This window comes from Psychrobacter raelei (genome assembly GCF_022631235.3).
GTDB classification, from domain to species: Bacteria; Pseudomonadota; Gammaproteobacteria; order Pseudomonadales; family Moraxellaceae; genus Psychrobacter; species Psychrobacter raelei.
In genome coordinates, this window is the sequence record NZ_CP093310.2 from 1084869 (window position 1) to 1101489 (window position 16621).

A 16621-nucleotide genomic window follows, 5' to 3' on the forward strand; every position below is an offset into this window, starting at 1 on the left:
CGGCTATGTTGTGACCTAAAAACCGCTAAGGCACAAATTCTAGTCGCAAAAAAAGCGAGTAGCACGATAACAGAAAACAACAATATCACTAAAAGAAAAGTCATTAGTGAACGTTGCAAACTGTGTCATGTCTACTCGCTTAGGTACAGATTTTGCGTATTATACAAAACCTGACTGCAAATGGCTAGGCAATCCTAAAAATATTACATAAAACAAAGTTAGAATTGATAGTGAACCGCCAATTGATAAGACTCAGGGGCTAAATTGGCACTGATTAATAAGTCGTCATTGTGATAGCTTTTGGTTAAAAACATGCTGCTGGCTATCCCAAGCGCTGCGCCAGCCAGCACATCTGAGGTATGATGTTTGTCTGACTCTACGCGGCTGTAGCCCACAAATGTTGCACCAACATAGGCGGGTATACTGTACTCAAGTCCATAGCGCTTGTGAATAAAGCTTGCTCCCTGAAAAGCAATGGAGGTATGTCCTGACGGAAATGAGTCATTGTCACTGTGATCAGGGCGCTCTCTATCAATGCTCTTTTTTAATCCATACGTCACCACAGCATTGGTCGCAAAGGATTTATAAAATTGACTGCGCCCATCAGGGTCATCCATATAATAGGTAGAGCCATAAGCCAGGGCGGGAATTGTGATGGCGATAACATCACCTGCAGTTTCGATGTCTGATTTTGCATACGCGGGGCTGGCAGCCAAAGCTGAGCCTGAAAGTAGTAAAGCGGCGGTAAGGTGCTTGTGATGCATCAAAGAAATCCTAAATTAAGGGACAATATTTAACTAAAAAGTGACAGATAAGCTGAACTGGCTCTATAGTACTATGCCAGCTTTGTATGACAGCGATATATCTTTGTCGTTTTTTGTGAAAAATTTGCTAATAACAGCTTAAAGCATTGATAATAGCACGGGATGAAATCTCAATGCACGAGCTCGTATAGGGTTGGATAACATTGTACTTAATGACGTTAAAAATATATGTAATTAATGCTAGCCTAGTCAGAAAACTGACATCAAGGTAGGGTCAGCAATAACCGCAGAGAAATAACTTAAAACAAAGGATGTCACCGATGATTTATAAATTTTTGGACAAAGCCCCGCAGTTTGCCACCCCTTTTCAAGGCTGGGTTGCCGATAGCGCCCGCGTGATTGGGGATGTGTATTTAGGCCATCAAGCCAGCGTTTGGTTTGGTGCGGTAATCCGTGGTGATAATGAGCGCATTCATATTGGTGATTACAGTAATGTGCAAGAAAATGCGGTGATTCACACTGATGCTGGCATACAGGTCACTATCGGTGAGTATGTCACCATAGGGCACTTGGCCATGTTGCATGGTTGCACAGTCGGTGATAATAGCTTAATTGGCATCGGCGCTGTGGTATTAAACAATGCCAAAATTGGTAAAAACTGTATTATTGGTGCCAAGGCCTTGGTGACTGAAGGTAAGGAGATTCCTGACAACTCATTGGTGATGGGCGCGCCGGCCAAAGTGGTTAAAACCTTAACTGAAGAGCAGGTGGCTTTTTTAAAAATGTCAGCGCTGCACTATGCAAAAAAGTGTCAACAATTTAAAGCAGGCTTAGAGCCAGTGAGCGCACCTGAATAATGAAATGAGCATAAATACCACACACCAAAACGACGCTAAACACAACATATAAAACGATGGGCAGCTTTTACAGTGTTTAAGTATGGCCCATCCACTTATGACCCATGCACTAAGGAAAATACATGCAGCAAAGTGATGCCCAGCAAAAAGAATTGGCCTTGTTCGACTTAGACCATACCTTACTTGATGTCGATAGTGACTATCTGTGGGGCGAGTATATTGTAAAAAATGGCTTGGTCGATGAGGCGCAGTACCGCACTGCCAATCAAAAATTTTATGAGCAGTACATAGAAGGTACCCTAGATGCGACTGAATACAATGAATTTGTGGCTCAGTTTTTAACCAGTTTGCCTCTTGATGAGCTGTGTCAAATCCGTGAGGCGTATATACAAACGGAGATTGAGCCACACATACGGCCAAAAGCCATTAGTGCCATCCAGCATCATATCGAAGCGGGGCATGACGTGGTCATTATTTCAGCCACCAATGACTTTGTGGTATCTGCTATCGCTCAGCGCTTCGGTATCGAGCCGGTCAATGTGCTGGCCACGCCGCTTGAGGTGCAGGATAATCGTTATACGGGCAAATTAACCGACAAACCCAACTTCAAAGAAGGTAAAATATATCATCTAAATAAGTGGTTAGAGGCCAAGCACGCACAAGGCACTCGTTACAGTAAGACTTATGCTTATTCTGACTCAAAAAATGATCTGCCTTTATTACAATGGGCAGATATACCAGTGGCAGTTACCCCAGATGAGGTGCTGCACGCGCATGCTTTAGCGCACCGCTGGGCAGTTGAGGACTGGAAATTATAACCTCTTGTCCCCAGTATGACGCCTTCACGATATTTATATGGTTGATAGGCTCATTAGAGGGGTAGGTCGATTTATGACACTTATCTACTTAATGAGCGCTATCCATTCATTCTTTTTTATTCCTTATAGCTGACAAACAACCGCGGAAACCCTATGGAAATTAACCAATATCAAGAACAAATCAAAGATTTAAGCGAGCGCTCACAGGACATGCGGAGGTATCTTTGACTTCGATGGTAAGTCAGAGCGCCTAGAGGAGGTTAATCTTGAGATGGCGTCGCCAGAGCTTTGGAATGACCCAGAGCGCGCGACCAAAATCAGCAAAGAAAAAAGCCAGCTTGATGCAGTGATTACTACCATTACCGGTCTAGACACTACTCTTGAAGATGCCGCTGCCATGCTTGAGCTGGCGGTAGAGGCCGATGATGAAGGCTTGCTTGAAGAGGTGCAAAATGAGCTTAATGCTGCCCAAGCTTTGGTAGAGGACTTAGAGTTTAAGCGCATGTTCGATGGCGAGATGGATGCCAATAACTGCTTCGTTGATATTCAATCAGGCAGTGGGGGTACCGAGGCGCAAGACTGGGCAGAGATGCTGCTACGCATGTATACCCGTTGGTGTGAGTCACATGGGTTTAAGGTTGAGATTATTGAGGTGTCAGCGGGTAGTGTGGCTGGCGTGAAATCAGCCTCATTTAAAGTCAGCGGTGATTATGCCTTTGGCTGGCTGCGAACCGAGACAGGCGTACATCGCTTGGTGCGCAAATCACCCTTTGATAGCAATAATGGCCGTCATACCTCGTTTGCTGCGGTGTTTGTGTCGCCTGAGATTGATGATGATTTTGAGATTGATATTAATCCGGCTGATTTACGTATTGATACCTATCGCTCAAGTGGGGCAGGTGGTCAACACGTCAACACCACCGACTCTGCGGTGCGTATTACCCACGTACCGACGGGTACCGTGGTGCAGTGTCAAAATGAGCGCAGCCAACACGGCAACAAAGCCACGGCCATGAAGATGCTACGCGCTAAATTGTATGAGCTTGAGATGCAAAAGCGTATGGAGCAGCAGCAAGCCGTTGAAGATAATAAATCTGATGTGGGCTGGGGCAGTCAAATTCGCTCGTATGTGCTTGATGACTCTCGTATTAAAGATTTACGTACTGGTGTTGAGACCTTTAATACAGGTGCAGTACTAGATGGTGATTTGGATCAATTTATTGAGGCAAGTCTTAAAGCAGGATTATAAACAGGCTCATCAGGCCCTAGGCGAACAGCAGTAAATAGGTACTATTCTTAAACAACTCTTAAACATTTTTTATTTGGTAAAATTTTACTTATCAATGTAGGCTAAGTGTCGTTCAGATTTTTTGGGCCAAGCGCCCAATAATGAAAGATCTTTAAGCATAACGATGCAGTAGGATGTCTTGAGCTTTTGATGATGGTTTTGTCTATTCATCAAAGCGCACCACAGAGTACTTAATGTTAATCATGATAAGAAAACAGTTTAAGGAGCGGTCTATGAGAGTGTACTTTAGTCCTATGAGTCGTTTTGAGCCTTATGTATTAGCCGTCTTACGCATTGTCACCGCGTATGCTTATTTATTAAACGGCACAACTAAGCTATTTGGTATTCCCATGAGTGAACACCCCATGCCTGAGGTGTTCTCATTTATGTGGACAGGCAGTGTGCTCGAAGTGGTGTTGGGTGTGATGTTATTAATCGGTTTTCAGACCAGATTGGCGGCGTTTATCAGCTCGGGTATGATGGCTGTTGCTTATTTTGGCTTTCATGCCCAAGTAGATAACTTCTGGTTGCCGCTGAATAATGAAGGGGAAGCGGCCGTTTTATATTGCTTTATTTTCTTATATCTATGGGTGCGAGGCTCGGGTGCTTGGGCGGTGGATAAAGAGACTTATTTGCCAGCAACGCACACGGATACGCGCGGCCACTAAGCTTAGCGTATGAATGACCCTAAGGGCTAATGGTTTGTAACATATCGCACATCACACCACTTTTAGTCTAAAAGGTGGCGTACTGCTGCCTGTATTCCATACTCTTCAATGGTGCCTGTCACCCAGTCTGCCCTTTGTTTAAGTGCAGGCTGGGCATCTCCCATGGCCACACCAAAACCTACCACATCGAACATCTCTAAGTCATTAAAGCCATCTCCAATGGCCATTGCGTCACTAACATCAATACCAAAGTAATGGCAAACGTCCCGAACCCCGCGCTCTTTTGAAGCTTCAATCGGCAAAATATCACCGCCAATTTTATGCCAGTGCACCAGCTTTAATCCAAACTCTGCGAAATCCACGTGTTGCATTTTGTCTTTTTTGCTTTCAAAAAAAACCGAGCATTGATAGACCGGATGCGTTTTGTAATAGTCAGGGTCAATGATTGAGCTGGGATTATTGGCAATAAAAGCCCGTATATTCTCGTTATCATTGGCCCAAGCCAAGTGGGTCGCTGAATCAAATTTGTGAATAAGATGGTCTTGGCGACACAATTGATCGATATTACTGGCCTGCTCAAGTGTGAGTGGATAATGACTGATGATGCCGTGCTTATCAAAGCTGTATTGACCATTGGTACAGACAATGGCGTCAAAAATATGTGATTCAAACAGTGCCATAATATCTTTGGGAATGATGGACTTTGAGCGGCCGGTGGCGATGACTAACTTAATATCTGTTTTGGCAAGATCTTCTAAAGTGGCTTTGTTGTGCGGCGCGATGCTCCCATTGCGGCTTAAGGTATCGTCAATATCAAAGAATATAATCTTTGGGATAAATATAGGCTGAGTGGGCGTTACGTCGGTTGCCAAAATCTGAGTCATGACGGTCCTATTTTTGAGTTATCTGTTTTATCAGGTATCTGTATTTTTACGAATTTACGAACATGGCGGTATCAATTTGTTGTCTATGCTGGTGCACAAGCCACCGAGCAACAACTTATTGTACTTAAGTATATGCAAGAGTATACGCAAGTATAGACACAGTAATTTTTCATAGCAACCATATAGAGAAATAGAGGATTGAACAGCAGAGGGTTACAAATCAAAGGCTGATGACGGGCTTTTGTACAGTCAAGGTTATAGACAATTTTTGTAGATGATTTTAAACTTATTTGTGTTTCATCTAAAATATACACGGTAAAAATCATTTATTTGGAGAAGTAGATGCCCGCTTTCGCTTTGGTTTGTGTTGTCATAGGTTTTATTATTCTATGGTTTTATGGTATTCAGCTTATCATTATCGCGTTTAGAGAGTCGATAGTGTGGGGCCTGATGTATTTATTTGTGCCTTTTGCTAACCTTTATTATGTGATTAGCCGCTGGGATAAATGTAAATCTCCTTTTTTAAAGTCGCTGTTGGCCTTGCCTTTTATTATCCTAGGTTTTTATTTGCTCAATACCAGTATAGCTGGCCCAGGCTATGAAATGATTGACGGTCTAACTCAGCTCTAAGCGCTTAAAGTGGTGACAACCTCAGTGGCTCGCCTGTATATAAGGTATAATCAATAACACACTCATTTTTAGCAAGTTTTTAGCCAATGGCTTGCCGCTGCAAGGGCGGCTATTGAGCGTTATTCATCCCCACTAAGGCCCATTTATGATTAATACAAAAATATATCGCGCAATTTATAATTTAGCTGAAGACTTATTAGAGGCCGATAGCAAAAACGATCAAGCCCGCTTTGATAAGCTGTATGCTGAGCTTAAAGCCATTTGTGACGACAATGAAAATAGCGATAAAGACCATCCGGAGCAGTGGGAAACGTTGGCGGACTTTACCGCCGATCTGGATCAGGCATTGGTCATCTATGACAAAGCCTTGACCAAAGCCACTGCCATTAATTCCAAAGATCATATGTCCTCCATCGCTTTTTCGATGGCAGAGCTGCAGTTAGAATTGGGTCAGACTGAGGCGGCCATTAAGAGTCTAAAGCAGGCCAAAATTACGGCCAATAAAATTGAAGACAAAGAATTTAAGCAAGAGATTGATACGCTGCTGACCAAGTTGTTAACTCATTAATTTGTTAGATCGATAAGGATGTACCTTGGACTGCTTAAACTTCCCCGCTATTGCTAATATCGATAATCCTCAATTGGCAGCTGATCTACAGCAGCTTCTGGATAACAAAACCAAGCCACTTGGTGCACTGGGCCGGCTAGAAACGCTAGCGCTAAAAATCGGGCTTATCCAAGGGACAACGCAGCCAAAGATTGTTAGCCCGCACATTCGAGTGTTCGCCGCTGATCATGGGTTAACCAAACATGGTACCTCGGCTTTCCCTAGTGAGGTAACGGCGCAAATGGTGCTCAACTTCTTAAAAGGGGGCGCGGCAATTAATGTGCTGGCTCGTCAGCATAATATTGAGCTCAAGGTGGTCGATGCGGGCGTGGCCACTAACTTTGCTGAATATGGGGTAGACCATCATCCGCAGCTTTTGGATTACAAAGTGCGCCTGGGGAGCCGTGATGCGCTCACTGAACCGGCCATGAATAGTGAAGAATGTATCGAAGCGCTTAAGGCAGGTATGCAGGTTGCCAAGTCTCTAAAAGGTAATCTGTTTATTGCAGGTGAGATGGGTATCGGTAATACCTCAGCAGCAAGCTTACTGCTCGCCAAGCTAGAAGATATACCTATTGCCCAGTGTGTTGGCCGTGGTACGGGACTTGATGATGCTGGCTTACAGCACAAAGTTGACGTGCTAAGCCAAGTATTGCAGCGTTATGAGCACGTGACCACGCCACTTGAAGTGTTGGCGGCTGTGGGCGGGCTTGAGATTGCCATGATGGCCGGCGCCTTTATCCAAGCGGCCAGTGACCGACGTATTTTATTAATAGATGGTTTTATTGCCAGCAGTGCGCTACTGGTCGCAGAGCGTTTGGTACCCGGTGTGGCCCAATTTGCGATATTTGCCCATCAGTCGGTAGAGCCTGGCCACAGCAGGATGTTGGCGGCGCTAGATGCTGAGCCCCTACTGGGCTTTGAGTTGCGATTGGGCGAGGGCAGTGGTGCGGCGCTGGCGTATCCTTTATTGCAATCAGCGTGCGCCATTATCAATGAGATGGCAAGCTTTAGTGATGCGGGGATTAGTACGCAAAGTGAGCCAGGTTCACAAGCCAATATAGCTGCAGTTGTGGCCACTAGTGATGGGCAATAACACCAATGTCTGTTAAGCACGAGTGGCGCTTATTACAGGTTGCTACTCAGTTTTTGACCCGTATTCCTGTAAAAATGGATGATTATCAGCCTGACTGGTTACATCAAAGCAGCCGTCATTTTTCGGGTGTCGGGCTATTGGTGGGCATACTTTGCGCCGCTGTGTTTTGGGCAGTGAGCTTGGGGTTTCCCCCTTTGGTAGCAGCCATCGCCAGCACCACCTTTGGCATTAAACTGACGGGCGCTTTTCATGAAGATGGGCTGGCGGATACTTGTGATGGGCTTGGCGGCGGGCTTACTCGAGAACGCACCTTAACCATTATGAAAGACTCTCGTCTTGGTACTTATGGCACCCTAGGCTTGGTGTGTGCTTTGTTATTAAAAGTGAGTCTGCTTGCGGCAATGCCGGTTATGACAGCCGTGGTGGCTTTGATTGTCGCCCACAGTGCCTCGCGCCTGTTGTGTACCTCGCTGATAGTGCTGCTGCCTTATGGCGGTGAAATAGAGCACGCCAAGGCCAAGCCCATGGCGCAGCAAATGACATTTAAGCAGTGGCTGGCAAGTGCGCTGTGGCTGATACTTATTGGTCTGCTACTGCCTTTGTTGCTGCCACAAGCTATGCACAGTATCAGCTTAAAGCAATGGGTGCTGGCATTCATATTTGCCCTACTTGGGGTGACCCATATGTACCGTTTGCTTAAAAGACGCTTGCAAGGCTATACCGGTGATGGCTTAGGAGCCACTCAGCAAATCACTGAGATTGCTATTTATGCTGGTCTAGCGGCCAATTTTACCGGATAGATGTTTCTCTTATGCAATTATACATCTGGCGCCATCCTAAACCAAAGCAGGTGCAAGGGCTGTGCTTTGGTCAACATGAGGTTATGGTTGATAGGCGCAAATTAAAGCGACTGGCGCATCAAATTCTGCGCTTTGTTAGAGTCAATCAATTGCCTAAGCGAATTTGGGTGAGTCCCTTACAGCGCTCCAAGCAAGTGGGTGAGTATTTAGCAGCACAAGGCTTTGAATGTCACGTCGATGCTCAACTGCTCGAGACCCATTTTGGTGCTTGGGAAGGTAGGCTTTGGTCAGACATTAGCAAAGATGAGATTGATCAGTGGTGTGAGCATTTTGCGGATTTTGCACCCCCAGGCGGTGAGAGCCTACGCCAGTTATTTGAGCGAGTGGCGGCTTGGATTGAGCAGCAAAAGCAGACCCAAGCTGAGCTGAATATTGATGTTACTACTCATGCTAGGCTTAATGTCACGCACCAGACAGTCTTGCATCAGGCAGTCTTAGTCGTGGGGCATGCTGGCTGGATTAGTAGCGCAAAATTTATTCAACAAGGTCAACAGCCGCCTACTCAAGCAGCACACTGGCCGCGGTCTGTCGGTCACGGCCAATTGAGCTGTTTTAAGTTTTAACCTTGACGGCGCATTTGAGGTTGTGGGTTTTGTGCCTCAATTTGCTCTTCGATAAAGTGAGTGTCTGCATGATGCTCAATGTGATGTTCAATGCGGGTTTTTACTAAGGCAAACCAGTAAGCCGGCCATTTTTGATTGGGTTTGATATTGTTCACAATAAGAGCCACGACAATGAGCGCTACAGAGCCTGCCAAGACGGGCATGATTAAAAAGCCCCAGTCATAATGCGTGGTTTGCGCGGTCAATAGCACCACTAAGGTGGTGGCGCCAGCAGGGGGATGGATGCATTTAAAATAGTGCATCAATGAGATCGATAAGCCAACGGCGAAGGCGATGGCAAAGATAGAGGTGCCAATATATTTTAAGAATACCAATCCCACAAAGGCTGCAATCAAATGACCAAATATGACGTTACGCGGCTTGGCCAAAGGGGAGTGAGAGACAGCAAAGAGTAAGACGCAGGTGGCACCAAAGGGGGCCATAATCATTAGGTTGCCGGTATATTGGGTAAGTAACAATAGGATTAAAATCCCTAAGGTGCCGCCTATTAATGAGCGTAATAAATCTATGGCACTGGCATTTTCAGGTAGTTTTTCGGCCCTATCAAATAAAAAATGCATACACACCCCTAAAACAAACATCATGCGCTAAGCTTTTAATTAAAACGCTTTCAAATTGAAATATTTTCAGATTAAAAAATTTCATCGTAATAGGTATAACCTGAAATATTTTTAACTGGGTGGCAAATATTAGCACAACACATCAAGGCGCAGTAGATGGATAAATATGCCTTAATGGGAGCATAAAAGTCACTTATGGAATAATAATGGACACATAGGCAGCATAGCGCTGCTTTTTTTTGTTATTATTTCAGCCTGAAAATGGGCATAAAAATAGGGCAGATAGCTGCGTGCATGGCTCAAAATATTGAGATTTTTATTGGCTTATGAGCACATGCTTTTTATCCAAAAGCCGAAGCGCGACTATCTATTTAATGCCTAAACAAGCAACAGCGGTCTTAGATTAAGATCTAAGACCGCTGTTTTTGCCGGTTATAAAGAACACTAAGGAGCAGTATGGAGATTTACGCCACCGCACTAACTTTGTTTTTGATTATGGATCCATTGGGGAATATTCCCATTTTCTTATCGGTACTTGATAAGGTGCCAGAGCAAAGGCGCAGATTTATTATTATCAGAGAGCTACTGATAGCCTTAGTGCTTATGGTCCTGTTTTTATTTGCAGGTGGCAGTATTCTACATACCTTGGGGCTTAGTACTGAAGCGGTTGCTATTGGTGGCGGTTTGGTGATGATGATTATCGCCATTCGTATGATTTTTCCGAACCGTGGTTCAGTCATGGGCGATGAAGATGACGTAGACGGTGAGCCATTTATTGTGCCTTTGGCCATTCCCTTAATTGCTGGGCCTTCTATTTTGGCCACGCTGATTTTATTGACTGAAAAAAACCCAGAGAGTATCCCGAAGGCGTTAGTGGCCCTACTTTTGGCGTGGTTTGTCTCGGCAGTTATCTTGTTCTTTTCAACCAAGCTGTACAAAGTGCTGGGTAATCGTGGTCTAAAAGCCATTGAGCGCTTGATGGGGATGATTCTAATCTCAATTTCGGTACAGATGTTATTAAATGGCTTTGCGTCATTTATGAACTAGTTGATAACCAGCATTTATGAACTAACTGAGAGTCAGTTAAATAAAAACCTCGCTAATACTCATTAGCGAGGTTTTTTTATTAGAGAGCTGATTGTCGGTATGACCGTCTCACGCTCTGTCTCTATAAATATAAGACCGAACTTTAAGCCAAGTTCGTTGACTTCACCTGACCATTTATCACAGTCATCTCTAATGGATTTAGGCCCATTTGATAGGCAAGGTCAGCAGGGCGTTCGATATCCCATAAGGTTAAGTCGGCATCTAGACCGATTTCAATCCGGCCTTTGTTGTCTAAGCCTAATGCTTTAGCAGCATGCGTAGTAATCCCTGCTAATGCTTGCTCGGGAGTCATAGCAAACAAGGTACAGCCCATGTTAAGAGTCATTAGTAGCGATGTTAAGGGGGAGGTCCCTGGGTTACAGTCTGTTGAGAGTGCAATTGCCACATTGTGCTTATATAGCGCCTGCATAGGCGGCAGCTGGGTTTCTTTTAGGGTATAAAATGCCCCAGGTAGCAGCACTGCCACCACGTCATGCTCGGCCATCTTCTGTACATTTTGTTCAGATAAATACTCAAGATGGTCGGACGATAAGCCATTATAGTCAGCAACCAAGCCGCTACCATCCATATCGCTGAGCTGCTCAGCATGTAATTTAACCGGTAGGTTTAATGACTTGGCCACATCAAATACTTTAGCCATTTGCTCAGTGGTGAAGCCGATATTTTCAACAAAGCCATCGACCGCATCGATTAAGCCCTCGTTATGCAAAATAGGCAGCCACTCACACACCGCATTAATGTACTCATCAGAGCCGTTTTCTTTGTCTTTATACTCAGTCGGTAAGGCGTGAGCAGCAAGATAGGTGGTCTTGACTGTGATGTTGTAATCTTCACCCAGTTGACGTGCTACTTGCAGCATTTTACGCTCAGTATCCAAATCAAGGCCATAGCCTGATTTAATTTCAATCGTAGTCACACCTTCAGTAAGCAGTGCTTGCAAGCGGCGCTCAGTTTGGGCGTACAATGTATTAAAATCCGCCTCACGAGTAGCGGTTACCGTTGCCACAATACCGCCGCCATTGTCAGCGATTTCTTTGTAGCTGACACCTTGCAGACGTGCTTCAAATTCATTGCTGCGGTTGCCGCCGTATACCAGATGCGTATGGCAGTCGATAAGACCAGGCAATAACCATTGGCGATTGGCATAAATGATTTTGTCATCAGCATCGGGCTGCATAATGGCGTGATGATAAGCTGTGCTGTTTAAGGCACTTTGACTGTCGCCAATCCAGCTGATTTTGCCCTCTTTAATCGTCAATGCACCATCTATGATCTGACCATAAGGGCTATGCGGTTTTGAGGACGCTGATGGGTCAGCGTTGGCCACTGCCAATGCTCTATCAAAACCATATTGCTCCGAGAACGTGGCAATATTGGCATGTAAAATCAGGGTATCAAAATCTTCTGGAAAATCTTTAATCATTGAGGATGCCATGTGAGACTCCAAATGGATAAATGGATAAATGGATAAATGGATAAATGGATAAATGGATAAATGGGTTTGTATACGACTTATTAAGTGGCAGGCAATAACAAATGATGTTGAATCATCAGCGCCAACAGACGTGCTGTTACTTTACAGCTGCGACCATCAATGTCATAAGTGGGGTTTATTTCAGCAAAATCAGCCATTTTTACTTTACCGCTTGTAAATATAACCTCAAGACAGCGTTCGGCAAAGTCAAGAGAGATGCCTTTGGCCGCAGGGGCGCTCACGCCAGGCACAATGCTGGCGGGGAAGGCGTCCATATCAATGGTGACGTATAGCACATCTACTTGATCGATAAACTGCTTAAGCTGCTTATCAATCGTATCCCAACTGTCTCGCGCACAGGTGTCGTCACTAATAATGGTGACGCCAAGCTCATCGGCTCTGTCAAATAAAGCCGCGGTATTAGAGAACTGACTAATACCAATAGCGCAGTAATAAAAGGGCTGATCATGTGCTTGATTGTGCTCGGCAATTTGGCGAAACGGTGTACCAGAGGTGCCGTTTGGTGCATTGCGAATATCTAAATGCGCATCGAAGTTAATAATACCAATCTTAGGGCTATTTGATTCTTTAGGGCTATTTGACTCAGACTGACCATTTAATGCCTGCCATAATCCCATATAACTGGCATAAGCAATGGCGTGCCCTCCACCTAAACCTATGGCTAGGCTGCCTTGATTGATAATCTTGGCAACCTGCTGGCTATACAGGGCTTGCGTTTGCTCAAGCACATGAGGCATTAAAGTGTCATTGTCGTAACAGACAATGTCACCAGCATCAGCCAGTAATGTACCATAGTCAGCCTTGTCAAACGTGTCTTGCAGCACAGGCGTGATAGGCAGCTTAGCAAACGCTTGACGAATGGCAGGCGGCGCATGGCGAGCACCGACACGGCCTAAATTACGGCGCACGCCTTGATCGCAAGCAAAACCGACTAAGGTTACTTTTGAGTGATTCTCACTGTTATCGGCTGCTTGACTGGCAACCACGACTTGATACCAGTATAGTGCCCGCTGTGACTCGTCTGGCTCAGCACGTCCGGTCCATAGGCTGGCATCAAAAGGTATATGCTCGGCACCAAGGTTAACATCATCAGTGCTAGGGTGTGAGGTCGACATAATCAGTACTCGCAAAAGTCAGTATAAGGGTTAAAGCAGTGCCTGCTAACACGCTTTAGTCTTGCAAAAACCAGTCAGCTCGCAGCTCAGACCAGTGCGTATTGAGCGCAGCAGACAACACCAGTTGTTTGGCCGCTTCGATATCAGGGGCAAGATAGCGGTCTTTGTCATAAAAGCTTACTTTTTCACGCAGCAGCTGATATGCTTTGGTCAACAGCTCTGAGGTTTGCAGCCCTTTATGAAAATCAATCCCTTGTCCAGCGGCCAACAGCTCGATGCCGACGATGGTGGCGGTATTTTGTGCCATGTCATATAGACGGCGACCAGCAAAGGTGGCCATAGACACATGGTCTTCTTGGTTGGCAGAGGTCGGAATGCTGTCGACGCTGGCAGGATGGGCCAAAGATTTGTTCTCTGAGGCCAGTGCAGCTGCGGTCACATGCGCAATCATAAAGCCTGAGTTGACGCCTGGGTTATCGACTAAGAAAGGCGGCAGGCCACCATTTAGTGTGGCATCGATCAATAGTGCCACACGGCGCTCAGACATTGAGCCAATCTCAGCGATAGCAAGCGCTAAGGTATCTGCGGCAAAAGCAACTGGTTCGGCGTGGAAGTTACCGCCTGAAATGGCAACTGGCCCATCTTCATTTCTAAATATTAGGGGGTTATCGGTGACCGCATTGGCTTCGATAAGTAGGGTATTGCCTGCTTGATTAATAATATCTAGACACGCACCAACCACTTGAGGTTGGCAGCGCAGACAATAAGGGTCTTGTACACGGTCGTCATTCTCGGTATGTGAGGCACGAATTTCACTGCCAGCGATTAAGCGGCGGTGTGCTTTGGCAACCTGGATTTGGCCGTGGTGGCCACGCACCTCATGGATACGGGCATCAAAGGGTGAATCAGAGCCACGCGCAGCATCGACCGATAATGCCCCAACCACAGTGGCTGTTGCCACTAAGTCACGGGCCAAGAAATAACCACGCAAGGTCAGCGCAGTCGATACTTGGGTACCGTTAATTAGGGCCAAGCCCTCTTTGGCTGCTAACGTGACAGGCTCAAGGCCTGCTTGTGCCAGTGCGTCTTTAGCAGACATCTCTTTGCCATTGATATAACACGTTCCTTGACCTAGCAGTGTCAGGGTCATGTGTGATAACGGGGCTAAATCGCCTGACGCGCCCACTGAGCCTTTGGCAGGAATATGCGGAATAATATCGTGATTAATCAGCCCGATTAAACCATCAATCACCTCACGGCGCACGCCAGAGAAGCCTTGGGCAAGGCTGGCCACTTTCATGACCATAATCAGACGTACCACACCATCTTCTAAGCGCTCACCGGTGCCGACAGAGTGCGACACAATCAAGTTGTATTGCAATAAGCCCAATTGATCATCACTGATACGCGTTTTGGCCAGCAGTCCAAAGCCGGTATTGATACCATAAGCACTCTTGTCACGGGCAATGATTTCTTTGACGCAATCATGCGAGGCATCTATGTCTTTGTATGCACTGTCATCAAGACTGACTTGTACCGGTGAATCATAAACCTGGCGCAGCTGAGCGAAGGTAAGCTTGCGCGGGATGAGGCTTAGGGTTTGAGTGGAGGGCATGAGAAAATCCTTTATAAATTGTTATCGCTTGGCATTAATACCAAGCTTTATTTTTTATTTATTTTGCAAGACAAATTAATTTTAGGCCATCCAAATACAAGGAGTTGGCCTAAATTACGCAGGGAAGCTTAGCGCATTATGGTCATGCATGCTGTGTTACAGTTTAAGCTATCCATCCGGCAGCAATAGCAATATGAGCAAAGGCAGCAGCCAATAATATGCTTAAAATAGTTCGCTGAAGCCAAATGATGAGCATTTTTGGGATAGATAACGGAATTTTTGTCGCCAATATACAAGGAATCATCGCCGAAAAGAACAGCACACTACTAATAGAGACCACACCGGCAACGTAGCGGGTTATCACATCTGTCTCGCTAAGTAGTAATGCCGGTAAGAACATTTCAGCTAAGCCGGCTGATATGCCTTTGGCCGCAAGCAAAGGATCAGGCAAACCACCAACCAAAGTAAATGGATACAACAATAAGCCTAATACCTCAAAGACTGGAGTATATTTATCTAATAGTAAGCCGGCCAATCCCACAGCAATAATAGAGGGGACAATAGCGGCGGCCATCTCTAAGCCATCTTTAAAGTTTGACCAAAATATCTTGGGGATATTGCTTGAGCGTCTTGAGGTTTGGATGCCTAATTCAAGGGCTGCACTTAAGCGGTTTTCCTTAATATCTACGACAGCTTGCGCCGAAGGGTCAGCATCATCATTACGCTCTTGGCTAATGGGTGGAATACGGGCGGTAATGGCAGTGACTATGAAGGTAATGACCAAGGTAGACCAAAAAAATAGGTTCCAAAGCTCCATTAAGCCTAAGGTTTTGGCCACAATTACCATAAAGGCGGCTGATACGGTTGAAAAGCCGGTGGCAATGATAATGGCTTCACGAGTAGAGTAGTGGCCTTGAAGATAGACGCGGTTAGTGATCAGAAGACCAATTGAGTAGCTGCCCACAAAGGAGGCAACAGCATCAATAGCAGAGGTTCCTGGGGTACGCCAAATGGGCTTCATAATCGGCTGCATTAACACCCCAATCATCTCAAGCAAACCAAAGCCAATCAGTGAGGCTAAAATAAGAGCCCCAATAGGTACAATCATACCCACAGGTAACGCCAACTTCTCAAACAAGAAGGGCATCATGTCTTTTTCCATAATGACATCGGGCGCCATACCCAGTACATACAAGCTGCCTAATATTAATCCGGCAATCTTTGCAGCGCTTAAGATAGCATGTGTCAAGTTTTCCTTATATTTACCAGTGACAATAGGCTTGATGGCGCCATAAGCCATGAGTAAAAATAATAATGCGACTGCAACAGCGTGTAAGTCATTGACCAAATACGAGGCGGCATGATCAAACAAAATGGTGCTTTTATCATTAATGGTAAATGGAATAAAAAACGTAGTAATACCAATAATACTAAAAACAATCAGCTGCAGGATGCCCCGTGACCGAGATAAAATTGGGTCGTCACTGATTAACGAGCCTGGCTGTAATTCTTGCTGATCTACGGTAAACATTTCAACGTTTTTATCGACTTCCATGATGACAAATCCTTGTCTGTAGCAATAAGTTAAAAATTGTTAGACTCACTGGTTTATAAGAAGCTGTTGGTTAGCAGCT

General features: G+C 45.3%; 16 protein-coding genes and 1 pseudogene. 10 read left to right on the forward strand and 7 right to left on the reverse strand.

Annotated features, from left to right (window positions below; translation table 11 throughout):
- Nucleotides 1-218: 218 nt before the first annotated feature.
- Complete coding sequence (locus MN210_RS04710; RefSeq protein WP_241879362.1) at nt 219-764, reverse strand: phosphatase PAP2 family protein; 546 nt, start codon at nt 762-764, stop codon at nt 219-221.
- A gap of 320 nt (nt 765-1084) precedes the next feature.
- Here MN210_RS04710 and MN210_RS04715 point away from each other — a divergent pair, with 320 nt between their 5' ends.
- From MN210_RS04715 to MN210_RS04730, 4 genes are all read left to right on the forward strand, one after another.
- Nucleotides 1085-1621, forward strand: a complete 537-nt coding sequence (locus MN210_RS04715; RefSeq protein WP_011960109.1) for a gamma carbonic anhydrase family protein — start codon at nt 1085-1087, stop codon at nt 1619-1621.
- Nucleotides 1622-1743: 122 nt separating this feature from the next.
- Nucleotides 1744-2439 (forward strand): HAD family hydrolase, encoded by a 696-nt coding sequence (locus MN210_RS04720; protein ID WP_110816353.1) that lies wholly within the window; start codon nt 1744-1746, stop codon nt 2437-2439.
- Between the two features lie 153 nt (nt 2440-2592).
- A protein-coding gene (prfB, locus tag MN210_RS04725; protein WP_110816354.1) for a peptide chain release factor 2 occupies nt 2593-3688 on the forward strand; the annotation gives its coding sequence in 2 pieces (ribosomal slippage) (nt 2593-2664 and nt 2666-3688; 1095 coding nt in all).
- Between the two features lie 272 nt (nt 3689-3960).
- Nucleotides 3961-4395 (forward strand): DoxX family protein, encoded by a 435-nt coding sequence (locus MN210_RS04730; protein WP_241879364.1) that lies wholly within the window; start codon nt 3961-3963, stop codon nt 4393-4395.
- A 62-nt stretch (nt 4396-4457) separates the two neighbouring features.
- On the opposite strand, the gene MN210_RS04735 is transcribed toward MN210_RS04730, so the two are convergent.
- Nucleotides 4458-5279, reverse strand: a complete 822-nt coding sequence (locus MN210_RS04735; protein WP_338412644.1) for an HAD family hydrolase — start codon at nt 5277-5279, stop codon at nt 4458-4460.
- A 342-nt stretch (nt 5280-5621) separates the two neighbouring features.
- On the opposite strand from MN210_RS04735, the gene MN210_RS04740 reads away from it, so the two are divergent.
- From MN210_RS04740 to MN210_RS04760, 5 genes are all read left to right on the forward strand, one after another.
- Nucleotides 5622-5909: a hypothetical protein gene (locus tag MN210_RS04740; RefSeq protein ID WP_241879365.1), complete on the forward strand. Its 288-nt coding sequence runs from the start codon at nt 5622-5624 to the stop codon at nt 5907-5909.
- A 145-nt stretch (nt 5910-6054) separates the two neighbouring features.
- Nucleotides 6055-6477: a tetratricopeptide repeat protein gene (locus MN210_RS04745; protein WP_241879366.1), complete on the forward strand. Its 423-nt coding sequence runs from the start codon at nt 6055-6057 to the stop codon at nt 6475-6477.
- Between the two features lie 25 nt (nt 6478-6502).
- Entirely contained in the window at nt 6503-7612 is a 1110-nt protein-coding gene (gene cobT / locus MN210_RS04750; protein WP_338412645.1) for a nicotinate-nucleotide--dimethylbenzimidazole phosphoribosyltransferase, read from the forward strand.
- A gap of 5 nt (nt 7613-7617) precedes the next feature.
- Nucleotides 7618-8412, forward strand: coding sequence for an adenosylcobinamide-GDP ribazoletransferase (cobS, locus tag MN210_RS04755; protein WP_338412646.1), 795 nt, complete (start codon nt 7618-7620; stop codon nt 8410-8412).
- Between the two features lie 11 nt (nt 8413-8423).
- Nucleotides 8424-9035, forward strand: a complete 612-nt coding sequence (locus MN210_RS04760; RefSeq protein ID WP_338412647.1) for a histidine phosphatase family protein — start codon at nt 8424-8426, stop codon at nt 9033-9035.
- Nucleotides 9036-9127: 92 nt separating this feature from the next.
- On the opposite strand, the pseudogene MN210_RS04765 reads toward MN210_RS04760, so the two are convergent.
- Nucleotides 9128-9655 (reverse strand): annotated as a pseudogene (locus tag MN210_RS04765) (HPP family protein); the annotation flags it as partial.
- Nucleotides 9656-10111: 456 nt separating this feature from the next.
- Between MN210_RS04765 and MN210_RS04770 the strand changes: the two are divergent.
- On the forward strand, nt 10112-10702 hold the full coding sequence (locus MN210_RS04770; protein ID WP_110816361.1) for a YhgN family NAAT transporter: 591 nt from the start codon (nt 10112-10114) through the stop codon (nt 10700-10702).
- 142 nt (nt 10703-10844) lie between these two features.
- On the opposite strand, the gene hutI is transcribed toward MN210_RS04770, so the two are convergent.
- The 4 genes from hutI to MN210_RS04790 form a co-directional block, all read right to left on the reverse strand.
- On the reverse strand, nt 10845-12197 hold the full coding sequence (gene hutI, locus MN210_RS04775) for an imidazolonepropionase (protein WP_338412648.1): 1353 nt from the start codon (nt 12195-12197) through the stop codon (nt 10845-10847).
- Nucleotides 12198-12277: 80 nt separating this feature from the next.
- Nucleotides 12278-13372, reverse strand: coding sequence for a formimidoylglutamase (gene hutG / locus MN210_RS04780; RefSeq protein WP_241879368.1), 1095 nt, complete (start codon nt 13370-13372; stop codon nt 12278-12280).
- Between the two features lie 55 nt (nt 13373-13427).
- Nucleotides 13428-14987 carry a histidine ammonia-lyase gene (gene hutH / locus MN210_RS04785; RefSeq protein ID WP_338412649.1) on the reverse strand — a complete coding sequence of 520 codons (1560 nt, stop codon included), beginning with the start codon at nt 14985-14987 and terminating at the stop codon, nt 13428-13430.
- 163 nt (nt 14988-15150) lie between these two features.
- Nucleotides 15151-16542: a YjiH family protein gene (locus MN210_RS04790; RefSeq protein WP_338412650.1), complete on the reverse strand. Its 1392-nt coding sequence runs from the start codon at nt 16540-16542 to the stop codon at nt 15151-15153.
- Nucleotides 16543-16621: the final 79 nt, after the last annotated feature.